Origin of the sequence: Mesorhizobium sp. ESP-6-4 (assembly GCF_020164735.1) — a bacterium.
Lineage (GTDB): Bacteria > Pseudomonadota > Alphaproteobacteria > Rhizobiales > Rhizobiaceae > Mesorhizobium.
This window is the reverse complement of the sequence record NZ_JAIUGS010000001.1, coordinates 426,668-446,962: the sequence shown is the minus strand read 5'-3', so window position 1 is coordinate 446,962 and position 20,295 is coordinate 426,668. Positions and strand designations below refer to the sequence as shown.

Annotated in this window: 20 protein-coding genes; 13 read left to right on the top strand and 7 right to left on the bottom strand. The window is 63.8% G+C overall.

Annotated elements, in window-relative coordinates; translation table 11 throughout:
- Positions 1-61 precede the first annotated feature (61 nt).
- The 3 genes from LB523_RS02040 to LB523_RS02030 form a co-directional block, all read right to left on the bottom strand.
- Positions 62-1,186, bottom strand: coding sequence for a sugar ABC transporter substrate-binding protein (locus tag LB523_RS02040; RefSeq protein ID WP_224531863.1), 1,125 nt, complete (start codon positions 1,184-1,186; stop codon positions 62-64).
- 295 nt (positions 1,187-1,481) lie between these two features.
- Positions 1,482-2,510, bottom strand: a complete 1,029-nt coding sequence (locus tag LB523_RS02035) for a LacI family DNA-binding transcriptional regulator (RefSeq protein WP_224600728.1) — start codon at positions 2,508-2,510, stop codon at positions 1,482-1,484.
- 165 nt (positions 2,511-2,675) lie between these two features.
- A complete protein-coding gene (locus tag LB523_RS02030) occupies positions 2,676-3,905 on the bottom strand; it encodes an MFS transporter (protein ID WP_224600727.1) in 1,230 nt (409 codons plus the stop codon).
- Between the two features lie 155 nt (positions 3,906-4,060).
- On the opposite strand from LB523_RS02030, the gene LB523_RS02025 reads away from it, so the two are divergent.
- Positions 4,061-4,348, top strand: a complete 288-nt coding sequence (locus LB523_RS02025) for a DUF3175 domain-containing protein (RefSeq protein ID WP_140544432.1) — start codon at positions 4,061-4,063, stop codon at positions 4,346-4,348.
- 403 nt (positions 4,349-4,751) lie between these two features.
- Here LB523_RS02025 and LB523_RS02020 read toward each other — a convergent pair whose 3' ends face one another.
- Both LB523_RS02020 and LB523_RS02015 read right to left on the bottom strand, forming a co-directional pair.
- On the bottom strand, positions 4,752-5,528 hold the full coding sequence (locus LB523_RS02020) for a FadR/GntR family transcriptional regulator (RefSeq protein ID WP_224600726.1): 777 nt from the start codon (positions 5,526-5,528) through the stop codon (positions 4,752-4,754).
- Positions 5,529-5,629: 101 nt separating this feature from the next.
- Positions 5,630-6,526, bottom strand: coding sequence for an NAD-dependent epimerase/dehydratase family protein (locus tag LB523_RS02015; RefSeq protein ID WP_224531872.1), 897 nt, complete (start codon positions 6,524-6,526; stop codon positions 5,630-5,632).
- A 97-nt stretch (positions 6,527-6,623) separates the two neighbouring features.
- Between LB523_RS02015 and LB523_RS02010 the strand changes: the two genes are divergently transcribed.
- On the top strand, positions 6,624-7,613 hold the full coding sequence (locus tag LB523_RS02010; RefSeq protein WP_224600992.1) for an NAD(P)-dependent oxidoreductase: 990 nt from the start codon (positions 6,624-6,626) through the stop codon (positions 7,611-7,613).
- Positions 7,614-7,697: 84 nt separating this feature from the next.
- On the opposite strand, the gene LB523_RS02005 is transcribed toward LB523_RS02010, so the two are convergent.
- The gene (locus LB523_RS02005; protein ID WP_140838867.1) at positions 7,698-8,687 is read right to left on the bottom strand and encodes a sugar-binding protein; all 990 of its coding nucleotides are present in this window, start codon (positions 8,685-8,687) and stop codon (positions 7,698-7,700) included.
- Positions 8,688-9,138: 451 nt separating this feature from the next.
- Between LB523_RS02005 and LB523_RS02000 the strand changes: the two genes are divergently transcribed.
- The 11 genes from LB523_RS02000 to LB523_RS01950 all read left to right on the top strand — a co-directional run bounded on the left by LB523_RS02000 (position 9,139) and on the right by LB523_RS01950 (position 19,614).
- Complete coding sequence (locus LB523_RS02000) at positions 9,139-9,882, top strand: ATP-binding cassette domain-containing protein (RefSeq protein WP_095768909.1); 744 nt, start codon at positions 9,139-9,141, stop codon at positions 9,880-9,882.
- A 40-nt stretch (positions 9,883-9,922) separates the two neighbouring features.
- The gene (locus LB523_RS01995) at positions 9,923-10,921 is read left to right on the top strand and encodes an ABC transporter permease (RefSeq protein ID WP_224600725.1); all 999 of its coding nucleotides are present in this window, start codon (positions 9,923-9,925) and stop codon (positions 10,919-10,921) included.
- Between the two features lie 313 nt (positions 10,922-11,234).
- A complete protein-coding gene (locus LB523_RS01990; protein WP_224600724.1) occupies positions 11,235-12,062 on the top strand; it encodes an AraC family transcriptional regulator in 828 nt (275 codons plus the stop codon).
- A gap of 331 nt (positions 12,063-12,393) precedes the next feature.
- Positions 12,394-12,837, top strand: coding sequence for an SRPBCC family protein (locus LB523_RS01985; protein ID WP_224600723.1), 444 nt, complete (start codon positions 12,394-12,396; stop codon positions 12,835-12,837).
- A gap of 12 nt (positions 12,838-12,849) precedes the next feature.
- Entirely contained in the window at positions 12,850-13,644 is a 795-nt protein-coding gene (locus LB523_RS01980) for an FAD binding domain-containing protein (protein WP_224600722.1), read from the top strand.
- A 58-nt stretch (positions 13,645-13,702) separates the two neighbouring features.
- Complete coding sequence (locus LB523_RS01975) at positions 13,703-14,185, top strand: (2Fe-2S)-binding protein (protein WP_224600721.1); 483 nt, start codon at positions 13,703-13,705, stop codon at positions 14,183-14,185.
- Positions 14,186-14,196: 11 nt separating this feature from the next.
- Positions 14,197-15,564 (top strand): xanthine dehydrogenase family protein molybdopterin-binding subunit, encoded by a 1,368-nt coding sequence (locus LB523_RS29230; protein WP_263492969.1) that lies wholly within the window; start codon positions 14,197-14,199, stop codon positions 15,562-15,564.
- 1 nt (position 15,565) lies between these two features.
- Positions 15,566-16,570 (top strand): xanthine dehydrogenase family protein molybdopterin-binding subunit, encoded by a 1,005-nt coding sequence (locus LB523_RS29225; RefSeq protein WP_263492968.1) that lies wholly within the window; start codon positions 15,566-15,568, stop codon positions 16,568-16,570.
- Between the two features lie 7 nt (positions 16,571-16,577).
- Positions 16,578-17,459: an AAA family ATPase gene (locus LB523_RS01960; RefSeq protein WP_224600720.1), complete on the top strand. Its 882-nt coding sequence runs from the start codon at positions 16,578-16,580 to the stop codon at positions 17,457-17,459.
- A 149-nt stretch (positions 17,460-17,608) separates the two neighbouring features.
- Positions 17,609-18,727: a vWA domain-containing protein gene (locus tag LB523_RS01955; protein WP_224600719.1), complete on the top strand. Its 1,119-nt coding sequence runs from the start codon at positions 17,609-17,611 to the stop codon at positions 18,725-18,727.
- Positions 18,727-19,614 (top strand): amidohydrolase family protein, encoded by an 888-nt coding sequence (locus LB523_RS01950; protein WP_224600718.1) that lies wholly within the window; start codon positions 18,727-18,729, stop codon positions 19,612-19,614. Before LB523_RS01955 ends, LB523_RS01950 begins: the two co-directional genes overlap by 1 nt.
- Positions 19,615-19,785: 171 nt before the next feature.
- On the opposite strand, the gene LB523_RS01945 is transcribed toward LB523_RS01950, so the two are convergent.
- A complete protein-coding gene (locus LB523_RS01945; RefSeq protein ID WP_224600717.1) occupies positions 19,786-20,193 on the bottom strand; it encodes a carboxymuconolactone decarboxylase family protein in 408 nt (135 codons plus the stop codon).
- Positions 20,194-20,295: the final 102 nt, after the last annotated feature.

Sequence of the window (20,295 nt, the reverse complement as noted above, 5' to 3'; positions counted from 1 at the left end):
CCCGGCCGGTTTTGATTGGGGAGACAGTGCCGCGGGCTCGCCGCGGCACTGTCCGGTCAGACTATTTGTTTTCCTTGGTCTGGCCCATGATTTCCTGCGCGGTGAAATTGATGCCGCAGGTCGGGAAGGAATTGCCGACGAAGAAATTGTCGGACTGGTCGGGGAAGAAATCCTGACCCGCCTTGAAGTTCGGATCCTCGACGATAGCCAAGGGCAGCTTGACCGACTGCGGCACGACATTGCCTTCGAGCGCGGCAATCGCCGTCTTGATGGCAACCGCCACCTGGGCCGGGCCGGTACCGGCGGACGAGCATTTCAGCCCGTCGGCCGCATGCGCGGCGCAGAATTTGCGGAAGCCGTTTTCCGTCTCGCCGCCGAACGGCACGAACGGATGCTTGGCGTCGATCATCGCCTGCACGATGCCGGTGTCGCCGCCCTGCCCGGTGATGCCGTCGAACGGCCCGCTGGTGGCGATCGCGTCGGCCGTGGCCTTTTGTGCCACGCCGTCATCCCACTTGCCGACCACCTCGGTGACGGCCCACTTCTTGCCGGAACCGTCGAGCACCTCGTGGATGCCATTGTGGCGGTCGGTATCGACCGAAGTGCCGGCGACGCCGCGCACCTCGAGCACCTTGCCGCCGTTCGGCACATGCGCGACCAGCCACTTGCCCCAGAGCTCGCCGAGGCCCTTCTGATCGACATTGACGTTGATGGCGTCCTTGGTGTCGAGGATGTTGTCGAAGGCGACCAGCACGACACCGGCTTCCTTGGCGCGCTTGATGACCGGCCCGAATGCGGTCGGGTTCTGCGCGTTGACGACGATCGCGTCAAAGCCGGAATCGATGAAGTTGTTGATCGCCGAGATCTGCGCCGGCACATCCTCGCCGGTCGACACGACCTTGAATTCCTTGAGCTTCTTGGCGACATCCGGCTGCGCCGCATAGGCCTTGGCCGTCTGGATCATCTGGATGCGCCAGGTGTTGGCGATGTAGCCGTTGGCAAGCGCGATGCGGTATGGACCGTCCTTCTTCGGATACTTGAAAAACTGCGTGTCGGCCGACCACGGCGCGAAGCAGTCCGGCTCGGCCGCGGGCCCCTTGACGACCTCGGGTCCGGCGATCGCCGACGAACTCAGCATGACAAATGCGGTGGCGGCAATGACGCCGCCAACGAGTGACTTGATCATCGATATTCCTCCCAGTTGCAGTTCTGCTTGTTATGAATCTTTGGCGATACGGTCGGCAACCCTCCGGCCAACCAGACACCCACACAGGACGGCCGCGCCGCCCAGATCCTCCTCGTCCCCCTCAGCTCTCTGGCAATTTAGAAAACTATCATATTATACATAATAAACAAGTACGAGCTGTTGCTTATGTATAATAAACAGCCTTCCCGCCTCGCCGAGCCTTTACCGGCATGCAAATGGTAGCGCTACCATCTCAGGCTGTAAAGCATCATCTTAAGGAACCAACAGTACCGCGTCAGCGCCCGGTGCTCTCGCGCCGCATCAGCTCGAAACCGAGATCGACGATCCGCTGTTCCGGCCGGTTTCCGGCGATCGCCGACAGCGCCATGGCGACGGCACGGGTGCCGATTTCATAGCGATGCGTGCGCACGCTTGTGATTGAAGGAAACGACACCTGCATCATGTCGAGATCGTTGAAACCGACAATGCCGATCTGCTTCGGCACGTCGATCGATGCGCGATGGCATTCGAACAGAACGCCAAGCGCGATATCGTCATTGTTGCAGAACACGCCGTCCAGCGTCGGCATCTTGGCCAGCGCGTCGCGGAACAACTCGCGCCCGAGCGTCACGCTTGACGGCACCGGCGTTGTGGTGACCAGCCGCGCGTCGAACAGGCCGGCGGCCTCCATCGCGGCGCGGTAGCCGGCAAGGCGCCGCTGCGAACGCGGATCCATCCGCGCGCCGATGAAGCCGATCTTGCGGTATCCGGCTTGCAGCAGGTGTTCGGCGGCGGTCCTGCCGCCGTCGAGATGCGAGAAGCCGACCATCATGTCGACCGGGTCCGGCCCGGTCTCCATCACTTGCACCACCGGGCAGCCGGCATTCTCCAGCAGTCGTCGCGCGCTGGGCGTCTGGTCTATGCCGGCCACGATCAGCGCCGCCGGGCGTTGCGATCCGAAGACCTGCAGCAGCCGCTCTTCCTCCAGGCCTGAATAATGGGTGTTGCCGATCTGGATGCGGAACGGACTGTCGGAAAGACTGTCGTAGATGCCGCGCACCACCTCGGCGAAGACGTTGTTGGTCAGCGAAGGCACCAGCACGCCGAACACCTCGGCGCGCGCCGAGGCAAGCGCGCGGGCGTTCGGGTCGGGCACGTAGCCGAGCTCGTCGACCGCGGCCTGTATCTGCCGTCGAAGGTCTTCCGACACCCGCCCGGGCTCACGCAAGGCCCGCGACACGGTGATCGCGCCGACACCGGCCTTGCGCGCCACGTCGGCAATGGTCGGACGGCCGCCGCCACGGCGGGAGCGCGGCTTGGTCAAGGGCGAGCCTCGTGCGTCAAATCCCGCCTGCTGCGCGCTTGCAATGCCATTGACCCTGGTGTCGCCATCTAGCAGGCCTGTACCACATTCCCTGCCCTTGGCGTCGCGCAGCCGCGATTTGTTGTCAAGCTGAGGGCATTTCAGGAGAAGCGCCGGCGCGAGCCGTCAGGCCATGACGACGCCGCTGCGCCTTGCCCTCCAGAACACCACGACCATCATCAGGATGTTGAGCAGGTTCCACCCAATTCCGTTGAGGAACGCGGCCGCGTAAGATCCGGTGAGATCGTAGATCCAGCCCGACATCCAGCCGCCGATAGCCATGCCGAAAATCGTCGCCATGATGACGACGCCGACGCGCTGGCCGGCCTCCTTGGCGGGCATGTATTCGCGCACGATGATCGCATAGCAGGGCACGATGCCGCCTTGCGACAGGCCGAACACCAGCGAGACGACATAGAGCGAGGCAAGACCGTCGAAGGGAATGTAGAAGAACAGCGACAGGCACTGCAGCACCGAACCGATCAGCAAGGTCCTCACCCCGCCGATACGGTCGGCGACGAAGCCGGAAGCAAGGCGGCTGACGACGCCGGCGGCCATCATGATCGACAGCATATCGGCGCCGTGGGCGACACCATAGCCGAGGTCCATGCAATAGGCGACGATATGCACCTGCGGCATCGACATCGCCACGCAACAGCCAAGACCGGCTATGACGAGCAGCGCCTGAAGGGCGGCCGGCGACAATGAGATCGGCTGGACCGGGCGTGCGCCTGGCGAGCCTGCGACGACCACCGGGGCGCGACGTCGCAGCATTATGACCAGCGGCGCCATAGTCACCAGGCAAGCGATGCCGATAGCCACATAGGTGAAGCGCCAACCCTCCGCCTTCATCAGCGGCGGTATGATTGCTGGCCAGACCGTTCCGGCGAGATAGCTGCCGGCCGCGGCCGTAGCCACGGCAACGCCGCGCCGGCGGTTGAACCAGTGCGAGATGTCGGCGATCAGCGGTCCGAAAATCGCCGATGTCCCCACCCCGATGAGCAAGCCTTGGGCGAGCGTGAATTGCAGGATCGAAGTGGAGAGCGACGCCAGTGCGAAGCCTGCAACCAGGGCCATCGAGGAAACCAGCGCCGGGATCCAGTAACCGACACGGTCGATGGCGCGGCCGACCAGCACATTGCCGGCGGCGAATCCTACCATGGTAGCGGTGTAAGGCATCGAGGCGGCGGCACGATCGACGCCGAACTCGGCCTGCACGGCGGGCAGGACCACGACTACGGCCCACATGCCGACGCCGCCGATCGTCGCCAGCAGCAAGGAGATCCCGAGCCGCGTCCATGCATAGAAGCTATCGATGCCGGCGCTGTTTGCCGCGTTTCCTGGAATTGTCGTCACGGCGTCTCCTGTTCGCGATTTCTTCGAGATCGCGCGTTTGAGCGCACTATCGGCCCATTTCCTGAGCCGAGCAGCGCCACGACCGGCAAATCCGTGGCTCCAGAACCGGGAACCCGCCTCACCTCATGGGGTTTCTCTGAAGGAAGGAGTTTGTCATGACCGCCAAGAAGAAATGGTCGGCCGACGTGACCGAACACAGCGACGCCCTCGATCTCGAGGAGCACGTCTTCGAATCCGATGACGCGAAGAAGATCGCCGCCTCGCTCAAGCGCTCGGCCGAGCACAGCCACCGCCGCAAGGCAGAGCCGTTCCAATCCGCCATGTCGATGTTGAATTTCTACATCAACCGTGCCGGCAAGAATCTGCCTGACGAGCGCAAGAAGGTGTTGGAAAAGGCGAAGGACGAGCTGCGTGTCGCCTTCGGTCGCGAAAAGCAGGATTGAGGGTTGCTGGGAGCGCTAGCACCAGTTCCTCAACGCAGGGATTGGATGCAGGCTTGTCGGGCAAGGCTATCAACATCCGTTTGGGGTAGCCAGCGCAAACGCTGGCGATGAGCTGAAGACCCCAACCTCGTCATTCTAGGGCGGAGCTACGCGAAGCGGAGCGTAGACCCTAGAATCCATGCCGTTACATCGACCGAAGTGTGCAACGGTGCAGAATTCTGGACCGCCGCGGCGCTTCCAAGTCACGGCATGGATCCTCGGGTCTGCGCGCGTCGCTTCGCTCCTTGCTCCGCCCGTGGATGACGACCGCGATAGGCGTCTTGGCCAAGGCATGGGATCTGCCAACGCACGCACGGGCAGCGGTCAAAGTTTCTGTGCTGGCGAACTGGTCTGGTACAAGACCCTAACGCGACCGGATCACTTCGTCGGTATTGGCCAGCAGCTTGCGCACCGCATTGCGCGCCGCGTCCGGCCTTTGCAGGCGGATACTGCGTTCGATCGCCTCATGCAGTTTCTGGGCGTGCTGCAGATTGTCGAGCTCGCGCGTCGTATAGGTGAAGAGATGGTCGAAGGCGGATTCGATCAAGACGCCCAGCGGCACCAGCAGGTCGTTGCCCGAAGCCCTGAGGATGGCAAGGTGGAAGCGCGTGTCGGCCCGCGTGCGCTCCTGCAGGTTGGTCGCCTCGCCCATCTCGCGACAGGCCTGGCTGATCTCGGCCATCTGCTCGCGGGTGCGCCGCATCGCCGCGAAGGCCGTCGCCTCCGGCTCGATGATGTGGCGGAACTCCTGCACGGTCTTGAGGAACACCTCGCGGTCCGGCGAGGTCGCGTACCAGGCGAGCACGTCGCGGTCGAGAAGGTTCCAGCGTTCCTTCGGTTCGACCCAGCTGCCGATCTTCGGTCGCGAGGCCAGAAGGCTCTTTGCCATCAGCATCTTGATCGCCTCGCGCACCGCCGAGCGGCTGACGTCGAAGGTCTCCGACCATTTGGCCTCATTGGGCAGGATGGTGCCCGGCGGATAGTCGCCGCGCACGATCCGAAGGCCGATTTCACTCGCAAGCGAAGCATGCACGCTGGCGCCCGGGATGCGTGACGCGTTGGCCCGGCGAACGCCGGACGGACGCTCCGCCGTTGCCATTTTTGTCGGCCTCTTTTCGTTGTTCGGCTTAGCGTCCCGCATGGTTCCACAAAATCCCGTTTTCAGAAGCTGTCAAGCTGGGCAAGCCCGCTTTGCCGCAATGCGCGAGGATGTGCACAGATCAACCGGCATTTGCCGCCGGCTCACGCCGTCTTGACGTATTTGCGCCAGCTGTGCTCGGGCCGGAAGCCAAGCACATCGCGCGCCTTGCGGTTCGAAAGCAGCGTCTCATATTCGCCAAGCTCGGCCTTGACCGGCACGCCCGGATAAAAGCGCTTCAACAGCTCCGCCGTCGGCAGGTCCGACGAGGTGTCGTCGTTGGCCGCGTTGAACACCTGATAGCCCAGGCCGTCCTTCTCGATGGCGCGCAAGGTGATCTGGCCGAGATCGCGCGCATCGATATAGCTCCAGGCGATGCGCTTGCGGAAACCGGGATCAGCGAACCATTTCGGGAATAGCGAATATTCATGCGGCTCGATGACATTGCCGATGCGCAGCGCATAGATGTCGAAGCCGCTGCGCAACGCGAAAGCCCGCGCAGTCTTCTCGTTGACGATCTTCGACAGCGCATAGGAGTCCATCGGGTCGACGTCATAATCCTCGTCGAGCGGGAAATGCGTCGGATTGCGAGGCTCGTTGGCGAAGACAAGACCGTAGGTCGTCTCGCTGGAAGCGATGATAACCTTGCGGATGCCGAGCTTCACCGCCGCCTCGATGACATTATAGGTGCCCATCGCGTTGATGCGGAACACCTCGTTGTCCGGCGTGATCATGATGCGCGGGATCGCCGCGAAATGCACCACGGCGTCGACCGGCTGCGATCTCAACGACGGGTCGAACTCGTGCAGACCCATATAGCTCGACAGCGCGTTGAAAACCTGGCCGCTGTCGGTGATGTCGGTGACCAAAGTGCGCACCTTCGGATTATCGAGCGGCTTGGTGTCGATGTTGAGCACCTGGCAGCCATGTTCGACCAGATATTCCACGACATGCCGGCCAGCCTTGCCGCTGCCGCCGGTGAACATGATCCGCTTCGTCATTTTGCTCTCCACAATGCTAGGTAATTATGTGTATTGTCAGACAATATGACATTCCGCGATCGCCCGCCACCCGCGATCCGCGGAAACCTTCTGGACAATCGCCCGCCGCGCGGGCGCCCATCACCATGAAAGACAAGGAAGAGACGACATGAGCACCACCGCTGCCCGCGAGAACATCGGTTTCATCGGCCTTGGCCTGATGGGGCACGGCATCGCCAAGAACATCGTCGACAAGGGCTATCCGCTGACCTTCCTCGGTCGCAAGAACCGCAAGCCGGCGGAAGACTTGGCCGGACGCGGCGCCAAGGAAGTTGCCACGTCCAAGGAGGTGGCCGCGGCCTCCGACATCGTCTTCATCTGCGTCACCGGCTCGCGCGAGGTGGAGGCGATCATCCGCGGCCCCGACGGGCTGAAGGAGGGCCTGAAGCAAGGCTCGGTCGTCGTCGATTGCTCGACCTCCGATCCGGTCTCGACCGTGGCCCTGGCCGCCGAACTCAAGGCGCTCGGCGTCGACTATGTCGATGCGCCGCTCAGCCGCACGCCGAAGGAGGCCTGGGAAGGCACGCTCGACGCCATGGTCGGCGCGCCTGACGCCGTGTTCGCCAGGCTGAAGCCGGTGCTCGAGACCTGGGCCGGCCGCATCGTTCATATCGGCGATACCGGCGACGGCCACCGCATGAAGCTGCTCAACAACTTCATCTCGCTGGGCTACGCCGCGATCTATTCCGAGGCGCTGGCGCTGGCCGAGAAGGTCGGCATCTCGCCGCCCCGCTTCGACAGCGTCATTCGCAACGGCCGCATGGATTGCGGCTTCTACCAGACCTTCATGCGCTGGACGCTGGAGGGCGACCGCGACGCCCACAAATTCACCATCGCCAATGCCTTCAAGGACCTGACCTATCTGGAATCGATGGCGGGCGCGGCCGGCATCGCCAATCCTCTGGGCAACGCGACCAAGAATTCCTTTGCGACAGCCTTCGCCGCCGGTCCCACGGAACAGTATGTGCCGATGCTCGCCACGCATATCGGCAAGCTCAACGGCGTCGACCTGATGCCTTCGAAGGACGGCGTGAAGCAGAAGATCTGAGACGAAAGCGCCTTCATCAAGAGCACAAAAGTCAGGGGCGCCTCGCGGCGCCCCTGTTGCATTGGTTATGGATGCGACCAGCGCCTACTTCTGGATGCAGGTGTCGGCCGTTTCCTTGGTGCATTCGTCGAGGCCGGTGAAGACCGGATCGTCGACCTTCTTGCCACCGATGAGGTCGAGCATCACTGCCGGCGCCTTGTAGCCCATCTCGAAAGGCCGCTGGCCGACCAGCGCGGTCACCAAGCCTTCCTTGGCGATCGCCACCTCGTCGCCGATCGTGTCGGCGGCGCCGATGACGAACTCGTTCTTGGCGATCTTGTCGGCCATCGGCTTGAACAGGTCGCGATAAGGCTGCGGCGCGCCGAACAGCGGCCAGCCACCCATGATGCCGAAGGCGTCGAGCTTCGGGTTGGCGGCGAGGATGTCGGTCATCGCCTGCACGCCTTTGGCGCCGTCGTCATTGGTGAACACCGGGCAGCCGGGAGCTTCGGTCCAGCCACCTTCGCCGGCAAGTGCTGCAAGACCTTCCTTCCCGGTCAGCGCATCGCGCATGCCTTGCGCGCGACGCAGGATGTTGTCGGCAGCCGGATTGCCCTCGATCGTGCAGATCGTGCCGCCATTCGGCTTGGCCTTCTTGATGTACTCGCCGATCTTCTTGCCCATCAGGTAGTTGTCGGTGCCGAGATAGGTCTTGCGAAGGGCGGCGTCTTCCTTGGCAAGGTCGGCGTCGACCGTCATGATCGGGATCGACGGATTGGCGCTCTTGATCGTCTGCGCGATCAGCGGCGCGTTCGACGGCGAGATCGCCATCGCCACCGTGTCTGGCTTGCTCAGCATATCCTGCACGATCTGCGCCTCGCCGGCCTCGTCGGAAGTCGATGCCGGGCCAGTGTAGAAGCATTCATATTCCGAGCTGGCGTTTTCCTTGTTCCACTTCTCGCAGCCCTGATGGATGGCTTCGAAGAACGGATTGTCGAGACCCTTCACAACGATGACGAGCTGTTTCTTGGCCAAAGCCGGCCCGGCGCCCAACGCCATGGCGGCGACGGCGGCAAGCAAAAGTGTTTTCCTCATGTCAGTCCTCCCTTGAAACAGACGGACACCGCGTGCCCGCCACACTGATCAACCCGGATACACAAGAACCACGACGAGCATCTCATGATGTTCGCGCCCCGCGCCGGGCTGATAAGCATTTGCCGATCCGTCCGCCCGAATACCGATGCAGCCGAATCCTTTACCCTCAAACCATCTGCCTGCCTCCGCCGGATAGACGGACGATTGGCAAAGTCTTGTTCCAAAGCTTAGCTAATATCGGCTTTTCGCCAGCGTCAATTGCTATTTGTCCTACAAAACCGATTTTTCGTCGAGTGTCGAAATTAATCATCAGACAATTGATTGACGCCCCCGTCCGCTTTTGCCTAAATGCGTGGACGCACCGTTCGGGAGGAGATGGACGGGGCAAGACGCAAGCGGCGCCGCCGGGTTCGGTGGCCAGTTGCGCCAACAACGGGGAGGCTTAAGGCTGGTGTCGGTTCTGGAACTCGCCAACATCTCGAAGCATTTCGGCGCCATCCAGGCGGTCAACGATGTATCGTTTTCGCTGGAAGCTGGTGAGGTCGTCGGCCTGATGGGCGACAACGGTGCCGGCAAGTCGACGCTGGTGAAGATGATCGCTGGCAATTTCCACCCGAGCCACGGCACCATGCGGCTGGAGGGCAAGGACCTTGTCATGCACAAGCCGGCGGATGCACGCCAGCACGGCATCGAGATCGTCCACCAGGACCTTGCGCTCTGCAACAATCTGACGGCCGCGGCCAACGTCTATCTCGGCCGCGAGCTGCGCCGCGGCTTCGGTCCGCTGCGCATTCTCGACTATGGCGCGATGTACAAGCGCGCCGGCCAGCTCTTTGCCGAGCTGAAATCCGAGACGCGGCCGCGCGACCTCGTCAAGCAGATGTCGGGCGGCCAGCGCCAGGCGGTGGCGATTGCCCGCACCATGCTGTCGCAGGCCAAGATCGTGCTGATGGACGAGCCGACGGCGGCGATTTCGGTCAGGCAGGTCGCCGAAGTGCTCAATCTCATCCGCCACCTGCGCGATCAGGGCATCGCCGTGGTGCTGATCAGCCACCGCATGCCCGACGTGTTCGACGTCGCCGACCGTGTTATCGTCATGCGGCGCGGCCGCAAGGTGGCCGACAAGAAAATCGCCTCGAGCTCGCCCGAGGAAGTCACCGGGTTGATCACCGGCGCCATCGAACAGGTTGCGTAGTCGCGTGGATCGGGCGTCCACGCCTCAGGAAAGGTCGATAATGGCAGTCACACTTGACCAGACGATCGCGCAGAAGCAGCACACCTTCCTGTCGCGGCTTTTTGCCAACCAGACTTTCTGGGTGGTGATCGCGGTCATCCTCGCCTGCCTGTTCCTGTCCGTCGCCACCGATTCCTTCGCCACGCCGAAGAACATCTTCAACATTACGCGCAATATCACCTTCGTCGCCATCGTCGCGCTCGGCATGACCTTCGTCATCATTACCGGCGGCATCGACCTTTCGGTCGGCTCGGTGCTTTGCCTATCCTCGATGGTGCTCGCCGTCACCATGCATGCCGGCTATTCGATCGAGGTGGGCATCCTGGCCTCGATCGCCACCGCGCTTGCGATCGGCGCCTTCAACGGCCTGCTCATCGCCTATCTCGGCTTCCCGCCTTTCGTGGTCACGCTCGGCATGCTGTCGGTGGCGCGCAGCCTTGCCATGGTCGCCTCGAACAACACCGTGGTGTTCCAGTTCGGGCCGGACCACCAGAAGCTTTTGTCATTGGGCGGCGGCGCCTGGGTTTTCGGCATCGCCAATCCGGTGCTCTACATGATCCTCCTGGCGGGGATCACCGGCTTCATCCTGCGCTGGACCAAATTCGGCCGGCACATCTTCGCCATCGGCGGCAATGAGCATGCGGCGACGCTGACCGGCGTTCCCGTCAAGCAGATCAAGGTCGTCGTCTACATGATCTCGGCACTGTCGGCAGGGCTTGCCGGCATCATCCAGACCGGATGGCTGGGCGCCGTCACCACCAATCTCGGCAACGGCATGGAGCTGCAGGTGATTGCAGCCACCGTCATCGGCGGCGCCAATCTCGCCGGCGGCGTCGGCACCGCGCTCGGCGCCATCGTCGGCGCCGCCCTCATCGAGGTGATCCGCAACAGCCTCGGCCTGCTTGGCATCAACGCCTTCTGGCAAGGCACCTTCATCGGCGGCGCGATCATCCTGGCGGTTCTGTTCGACCGCATCCGCAATTTCAGGCGTAGTGACTGAAGTGCGCGGCCTCGCCTTCTCCCCTTGTGGGAGAAGGTGGATCGGCGCGATAGCGCCGAGACGGATGAGGGGTGTTCCAGCGGAGTGAGACGCTGGCTTTCCCTGGAGCACCCCTCATCCGTCGCCTTCGGCGACACCTTCTCCCACAAGGGGAGAAGGGAAAGCCGCGCCTATCGCCCAGTCTGAAAATCCGCCCCGACGGCCGCCTCCAAACGTCTGTCATCATTGCGCGCCTTGACGCAACCGCAAACTCAGCCGCACTATTGCCCGGCAGGCGAAGGGAGGCCAGTCGCCTGCGGGAGGAACGATAGCCATGACGGACGCGATCAGGCTCTATTGGGGCCGGTTCGGACATGTTTCCGTGCTGAATGTCGCCAACGACTTCGTCACCCATGCCCATGGCGAGGCTCATCTCATCATCTGGCTGGAAGGCACGGCAGGCGAAATGACCATCGGCCGCGAAACGGTGCGGCTTGGGCCTGGCACCGCGGCCGGCATCAATTCGTTCCAGCCGCACAGCCACGCCCTTTCCCGCGACGGCAAGCCGGGCCTGTTCCTCGCCTTCTACATCGACCCGGATTGGGCGCGCCGGCGCCGCGACCTGCCCTCCTCCGCGCCGCTGTTCGCGCAAGCGGCGATCACGCTGGAGCCTTGGCTGCACCAGGCGGCGGCGAACCTGCTCGATCATCTGGCCGACAATGAGAGCATCGACGACGTCGCCAATTACGAGATCGAGCGTTTCATAGACAGTGTTCTCGATGCGGCCGACACATCCGCGCCACAGACAGCCCGCGCGCGCATCAACACGATGCTCGATTTCCGTGTCCGCAAGGCGATCCAGTTGATGAAGGCCAATGTCTGCGAACGCATCTCCTTCGACGACGTCGCTCGTTCGGTCGGGCTCTCCCGACCGCATTTCTTCGCGCTGTTCAAGGAACAGACCAATCTGACGCCGAACGTCTACTGGAACACGCTGCGCATGGAGGAAGCCGTGCGCCAGCTGCAGTGGTCGCAGGAACCGCTGATCTCGGTCGCCTGCAATCTCGGCTTCACCACCCAGGGTAATTTCTCGCGCTTCTTCCGCGACCATGTCGGCGTGCCGCCGACGCTCTACCGCGAAGCCGCGCGGGCGACAGCGTAAGGCGCTTTGAGATTCAGGTCAGGCCGAGCCGGAGTCGAAGACGGGCGCGAAGCGACCAAACTGGATGGCTTCCGAGAACCGGCCTACGCCGGCCGTAGCCTTCATAGAGCAAAGACACTTATGAGGGCTTCGGCCGGCGAAGGCCGGAGCGGAGCGTACTTTAGCTACGTGAGCACCGGAAGCGCAGGAAGCCGCCATTTGCAGGCCGGCATCACCTGAAAATCGACGCGCCGGTTTTTCCGACTGGTTGATACGGGCTCAAGACGCATTGATAAGCGCCGGCCCGCCGGCCGCCCTAGTCTGCTCCCGATCTTTGCAAGGGAACCAGTCTATGGCGAAAGTCACCATCTCCAGCGTCATCGACGCGCCGGTCGAGCAGGTCTGGGCGCGCATCCGCGACTTCAATGGTTTGCCCAGTTGGCATCCGCGCATGGTGGAAAGCCATATCGAGAACGGCAAGGACGCCACCGCGATCGGCTGCGTGCGCAACTTCCAACTGGTCAGCGGCGCGCGGCTGCGCGAGAAGCTGCTCGATTTCTCGGATGAGAACTTCCTGGTCAGCTATTCGATCCTCGAGACGCCGCAGCCGCTCACCAATCACAAGGCGACGCTGCAGTTGCGGCGCGTCACCGACGGCAACCGCACCTATGCCGAATGGACAGCGAGCTTCGACGCCGCGCCCGAAGAGGCCGACAAGCTGGCCGAGGGCATGGGCGCCAATGTCTTCCAGGGCGGCTTCAATGCCCTGAAGGCCCATTTCGCCGGCCAGAGCTGACGGGAGCGCGCCATGTCGCTTGCGCTGCAGACTTTTTCGAGCGTGAAAGACGCCAATGCCGCCTTGCAGGCCGCTGGGACACGCTATCTCGGCGGTGGCACGCTTGTCGTCCGCGCGGCCAATGAAGGCGACGTTGCCGTCTCCAACCTGATCCGCGTCAACGATCCCAACCTCTCGCAGATCGCGGTTTCCGGCGGCAAGGTCCGGCTCGGCGCTTCGGTCACCATGGCCGCGATTGCCCGCCATCCCGAGCTCGCCGCGCTTGCGCCGGCCGCGCGCGCCGTCGGCGGGCCGGCGATCCGCAACATGGCGACCGTCGGCGGCAATCTGTTCGCCCCTGCCCCTTATGGGGATTTCGCGGTGGCGCTGCTGGCGCTGGACGCGACCGTCGTCATCGAAGACGGCGAAGTGCCGGTCGAGACTTTTTTGGCCGGTCGGGACACCAGCCGCGCCATACTGACCGCGGTGAATATTGCATTGCCTAAAGCCGAGAGCTTCCGTTTCCTGAAAGTATCGCGGGTCAAGCCCAAGGGTGTGTCCGTGCTGAGCATCGCGGCGCTTCTGGAGCTCGCATCGGACGGCACGGTGGCCTCGGCGCGCATCGCGCTGGGCTGCATGGCCGATCGTCCAATGCGCGCTTTAGCGGCCGAAAAGGCGCTGCTCGGCTGCAAGCTCACCCCGCAGGAGATCGCGCCGGCCCTGACCGCCGCGAGCGAAGGCATCGCGCCGATCACCGACCCGATCGCCAGCGCCTGGTATCGCGCCGAGGTTCTGCCGGTCCATCTCGGCCGGCTGCTGCTTGACTAATATCCGTGGGGGACGCGCGTCTGTCCGGCCGATCCGGGCAGGCGCGCAGGGAGGAAAAATGACAAAAGTACCTGTCCAATTCACACTCAACGGCTCCGAAAAAGCCGAGTTCGTCGAAAGCGGCACGACGCTGCTCAATGCGCTGCGCGACAAGATCGGCGACACCTCGCCCAAGGGCGGTTGCCACCAAGGCACCTGCGGCGCCTGCTCGGTCATCATCGACGGAGAACTCAGGCTCTCCTGCCTGACGCTGGCTGAAACCTGCGGAGGCGCCGACATCGAAACGACGGCCGGCCTTGCCAAAGGCGGCGTCCTGCATCCGCTGCAGCGCGCCTTCCTCGATGCCTTCGCCACGCAATGCGGGTTCTGCACGCCGGGCATGATCATGGCCGCGAAGGTTCTGCTCGACCGCACGCCCAACCCAAGCCGCGAGGATGTGGTCGAGGCGCTGTCCGGCAACATCTGCCGCTGCACCGGCTACGAGCCGATCATCCAGGCGGTGCTGCTTGCGGCGCGCGCCAACTCGCAGAACGCCGCCTGAGGGAACGAGCCATGGAACTGCGCAAGGACTATTTTGCCGATGTCCGCAAGGACGGCCTGCATGAGATCGGCCAGGGTCGCCCGCGGCTCGACTCGCCGGGACATGTCACCGGCAAGACCGTTTATTTCGCCGACCGAAACTTCCCGGGCATGCTGCATCTGAAGATGGTGCGCAGCCCGCACCACCATGCCCGCATCCGCTCGATCGATACGTCGGAAGCGGAGAAACATCCGGGCGTTGTGCGCGTGCTGACCGCCAGGGATGTGCCGCACAATGTCTACACCATCCTGATACTGATCCAGATCGGGCCCAAGGACGAAACCGTGCTCGCCGACGGCAAGGTGCGCTGGAAGGGTGAGGCCGTGGTGGCGGTGCTGGCCGAGACCGAGCGCGCCGCGCAGGAAGCCGCCGCCAGGGTCAAGGTCGACTATGAGGTGTTGCCGGCCGTCTTCGACATGGAAGAAGCGCTGAAGCCCGGCGCGCCTTTGGTCAACGAATATCACGGCCAGAATTACTATCTCTATGACAGCGGCGAGTGCCGCAAGGTGCGCTTCGGCGATGTCGAGGCAGGCTTTGCCCAGGCCGACCACATTCTCGAACAGTCCTACCAGTCCTCGCCGATCGAGCACGCGCCGACCGAAACCACGGGCTGCGTGGTGGCGCCGGAAGGCAATGACCGCTTCACCTGCTACACCAACACGCAGGCGATGTTCTTCACCCTCGACAACGCCTCGATCATCCTGCAGATGCCCGGCTCGAAGCTGCATTTCGTCGGCGGCACCGTTGGCGGCGGTTTTGGCGGCAAGGTCGACGTCATCGTCGAGCCGATCGCCATCCTCGCGGCCAAGCTAACGGGACGCCCGGTCTGTTTTATTTACAGCCGCGAGGAGGAAATGCAGATCTCCTCGCCGCGCGCCGCCGAGAAGGTGATCATCAAGGACGGCGTCATGAAGGACGGCCGCATCGTCGCGCGCAAGGTGACCGGTTATACCGACGCCGGCGCCTATTCGCGCCACTCGCCCTATGGCGCGCAGAAGGGCGCGGCACACTATCCCGGCCCCTATACGATCCCGAATGTCTGGATCGACACCTATTGCGTCTACACCAACCGCACCCCTTCGTCGGCCATGCGCGGCTTCGGCGTCACCATCGGCGACTTCGCGCTGGAGGTGCAGATGGACAAGCTGGCGCGGCTGATCGGCATGGACCCGCTCGAATTCCGCTTCATCAACGCCTATCGCGACGGCGACATGAAGGCGCATCGCCAGCCGACCGAGGGCGCGGCGCTGATCGAATGCATGCAGGAAGCCTCGCGCGCCGCCAACTGGCCGGTGGCGGAAAAGTACATGGCGATGTCCTCCTACAGGAAGGAAGCCTGAGATGGCGATCCGGCGTGGACGCGGCGTCGCCGCGATCAACTATCCGACCGGCATGAACCTCGGCGGCGACCCGACCCAGGCGCTAGTCCATTCGACCCCGACCGGCAACTTCATGGTCACGCTCTCCAGCGTCGATCTCGGCCAGGGCATGAAGCAGATCATGGCGCAGATCTGCGCCGAGACGATCGGCGTGCCGACCGACCGCGTTGTCATCGACACCGCCGACACCGACACCGGCCCGCACTGCATGGGCACCTTCGCCTCGCGCGGCACGCACCGCGCCGGCAACGCCGTCATCCAGGCGGCCAAGGAAGCCCGCCAGGTGATGCTGGAAGTGGCCGCCGAGGAGCTGGAGGTGAATGCGTCCGACCTCGAGACCGACGGCGAGGGCAACATACTGGTGAAGGGCGCGCCGCAGAAATCGATCTCGATCTTCGATGTGGCGCTGTCGGCGCATTTCAAGCGCGGCCGCTCGATCTCGGGGCGCGGCATGTTCCTCATCCCGCGCTCCTATCCGGAGAAGGAAACCGGCGCGATGAAGCCCTCCACCTGCTACGCCCATGCCTGCACGGTGGCCGAAGTCGAGGTCGACGACGAGACCGGCGAGGTGACGGTGCTCACCGTGAAGAACGTCTTCGAGATCGGCCGTGCGCTCAACCCGAAGATGGTCGAGCAGCAACTGGTCGGCGGCTCGTGGATGGGCATCAGCCACGCGCTCTACGAAACGACCGAGCCCTATTACCCGAACCGCGACCATGGCGGCACCGACTTCAACCAGTATCTGATGCCGGGTCCCGGCGATCTGGCAGAGACCGAGATCATCGTCTTGGAGCGGCCTTCCGCCGATGGACCGTTCGGCGCCAAGGGGCCGGGCGAGATGTGCGCCAACCCGCAGATCCCGGCCGTCGCCAATGCCGTCTTCGACGCCGTCGGCGTGCGCATCGACACGCTGCCGATCACGCCCGAGCGCATCCTGCGCGCTCTGAAGGCGCAGGCGGCGGGCTGAGGGGGAGATGACCAGCGCCGACGCCGTTGCGGTCGCGGACTCGCCGGAGGCGATCGCCGCGCGCCTTGCCGCTTCGCGCTATCTGGCCGACGACAGCCTTGCGACGGCGATCTTCCTCGCGATCCGCCTGGGCAAGCCGCTGCTGCTCGAAGGCGCGCCGGGCGTCGGCAAGACCGAGGCCGCCAAGGCGGTGGCCGAACTGCTTGGCCGCGAGCTGGTGCGGCTGCAATGCTACGAAGGCATAGACGCCGGGCATGCGCTTTACGAGTGGAACTATCAGCGCCAGTTGCTCGCCATCCGCCATGCCGGCGAGCATGAGATCGACATCTATGACGACCGCTTCCTGATCGCCCGGCCGCTGCTGCAGGTGCTGCGAGCGCCGGAGCAGCGCGTTCTTCTGGTCGACGAGATCGACCGCTCGGATCACGAGTTCGAGGCGCTGCTGCTCGAATTCCTCTCAGACTTCCAGATCAGCATCCCGGAGCGCGGCACGATCCGTGCCGCGACGCAGCCGATCGTCATCCTCACCTCCAACCGCACGCGCGAGCTGGCCGAAGCGCTGCGCCGCCGCTGCGTCTATCATTGGATTGGCTATCCCGACGCCCAGCGCGAGGCCAATATCATCATGCTGCGCGCGGGGGGCGTCGCGGAAGCCACCGCACGTGCCGTGGCCAACGCCGTGCAGGAGATCCGCGCGCGGCCCCTGGCCAAGCCGCCCGGCATCGCCGAAGCGGTCGAATGGGCGAATGCCGCCACGATCCTCGAAAAAGGCGGCAGCCCGTGGCCGGAGGCCTTTCGGCAGGCCATCGGCGTGCTGATCAAGGACGAGGAGGATTTGTCGGCGATTGCGCCGGAGCTGGGGAGGATTGTCGAGGAGGCGCTGGGGTGAGCCGCGACCTCGACAACCCCTTCGCCCCGTTTACGGGGAGAAGGTGCCCCGAAGGGGCGGATGAGGGGCAGCGCCACCCTGGGCAGAAGGTAGCGCTGCCCCTCACCTGCCTGCCGGCATCCTCTCCCCGTAAACGGGGAGAGGAGCGCTTGCCTCGTCCTACCACGCCCTTCCTCGGCTTCGCCCGCTTGCTGCGCCATCACGCCTTCGCCATCGCGCCCGAACAAATCACCAGCTTCATGCAGGCCGTGACCCTGCTCGGCCCGCGCTCGATGAACGACATCCGCGAAGCAGCGCTCGCGACGCTCGCGCCCTCACCCGATCGCCGCGGCGAGTTCGAGGCGCATTTCCGCGCCTATTTCTACGGGGACGCCAAGCCTCCGATCCAAGGCGAAGAAGACGACGAAACCCGCGTCAAGGACGATCGCGGCACGCGCGAGGAAGAGAAGCAGATCGCTCGCCAGGAGAAAGGCGGCGAGCTCTCCTCGGCGCTTGAGCAATTGAGCAGCCGCGATTTCCAGCGCGATCCCGATGGTCTCGGCCAGTTCCGCCGCAAGCTCGCCTCCGCCCTCCCCGCGCGCCGTTCTTTCCGCACCATGCGCACGCGTTCGCGCGGCACGCTCGACCTCCGGCGCTCGCTCAGCGAAATCGTCAGCGCCGATGGCGACATCCCGTCGCCGCTGCTGCGCCGGCGGCAGGCGGTATCGCGAAAACTGCTTCTGCTCATCGATATCTCCGGATCGATGAAGCTGCACACCGCCGACTATCTCAAGCTGGCTCACGCGGCGGTGCAAGGCGCAGACCGCGCCGAAGTCTTCACCTTCGGCACGCGGCTTACCCGCATCACCTCGGCGCTGCGCATTCGTGACCGCGAGCAGGCGCTCGCCCGCGCCGGGGCGCTCGTCGACGATTGGGACGGCGGCACCCGCATGGGCCCGACCTTGCTCGCCTTCCTGTCGGTGCCGCGCTTCTCCGCCTTCGCGCGCGGCGCCTGCGTCGTCATCCTGTCCGACGGACTGGAACGCGGCGATCATTCCGACCTCGAAACCGCGATGCGCCGGTTCAGCGCTCGCGCCTTCCGGCTGTCGTTGGCGACGCCCCTCGCCGGCGATCCGCGCTTCCGCCCGGAAACTGCGGCGCTCCGCGCCATCCTGCCGGCGCTTGACGATCTGGTCGACGGCTCGTCGGTCAAGAGCCTGACCGATTTCATCCTGTCGCTCGCCCGTCCTGCGCCTGCGGCCGCTTCCATCTGGAAAAGGATATCGTGATGCAGAAAGCCATCGACGCGCATTTCCACATCTGGCGCCAGAAGGACCAGCCCTGGCTGGTCGGACCGATGGTGCCGCGCATCTTCGGCCCCTACGAGCCGATCCGCCGCGACTATCCGATCACGGAGTTTCTCGAGGACCAGAAAGGCTCGGGCGTCGAGAAGGCCGTCTATGTCCAGACCAACTGGGCCAAGGAGGATTTCGAGAAGGAAGTCGCCTTCTTGCAGAAGACCGCGGATGAAACCGGCTGGCCGCACGCCATCGTCGGTTATGCCGACATGACGGTCGACGACGTCCGCCCGCAGATCGACCGATTGAAAAAGTATCCGCTGCTGCGCGGCGTGCGCATGCAGCTCCACTGGCACGAGACGCCCGCCTTCCGTTTCGCCGCTTCGGCTGACCAGGTGATCGATCCGAAAGTGCGGAAGAACGTGGCGCGTTTGAAGGATTACGGCCTCTCCTTTGACCTGCAGCTCTTTCCCGCGCAGATGAAGGACGGGCTGACACTAGTCGGCGAAAACCCTCAGACGAATTTCATCCTCACCCATGCCGGCATGCTGACCGGCATGGAGCCGGAAACCACCGAAGCATGGAAGGCGGGTCTGCGCATGCTTTCGGCGGCGCCCAATTTCTACGCCAAGCTGTCGGGGCTCGGCACCTTCGTGCACCGCAACGATCCGGAGCTCATCGCCTACATCATCGACAACGCGGTCGAAATCCTCGGCAGCGACCGGCTGATGTTCGGCTCGAACTTCCCGATCGAGAAGCTCTGGACCAGCCATGCCGAGCTGATCCAAGCGCACCGCGCGGCGGTGGCGAAACATGGCGCGGCGGCGCAAGCGGATATCTTCTGGAACACGGCGGAAAAGGTTTATCGGCCGGTGTAGCGCGGCTTTCCCTTCTCCCCTTGTGGGGGAAGGTGGATCGGCGCGAAGCGCCGAGACGGATGAGGGGTGCTCCAGCGGAGTGAGACGTTAGCGTTCCTTGGAACACCCCTCATCCGACCTCGCTTCGCGAGGCCACCTTCTCCCACAAGGGGAGAAGGGGAAGCTGGCGCTTCACTTCACCTCGAATTGCGGATCGAGCGGGATCTGCATCGCAGTCACCAGATGGTTCGTCTGTCCCGCGAGCCCGATGATCGACACCAACTCGCCATGCTGCGCCTCCGTCATGCCCTTGGCGCGGGCGGCGGCCGTGTGCGAGTGGACGCAGTAGGAACAGCCATTGGCAGTCGAGACCGCTATATAGATCATCTCCTTGGTCAGCGGATCGATGGCGCTGTCGGCGACCATCACCGCCTTGAGCTGCTCCCACACCCGCTTCAGCGCCGCCGGATCGTTGGCCAGCCCGCGCCAGAAATTGTTCACGAAGTCGGATTTTCGCGTCGCCCGGATATCGTCGAACACCGCCTTCACCGCCGGGATCTTTTCGACCTCGGCATCGCTGAGCAGCTTTGTGGTGGCCATGGTGTGGTCCTTTCAATGAACTGATGGAAGACGTCGTTGAATCAAGTGTTGCGCATAGGCGGCTAAACGGTTTGTCCGATTCAATTTCTTGGCTCGGAACAG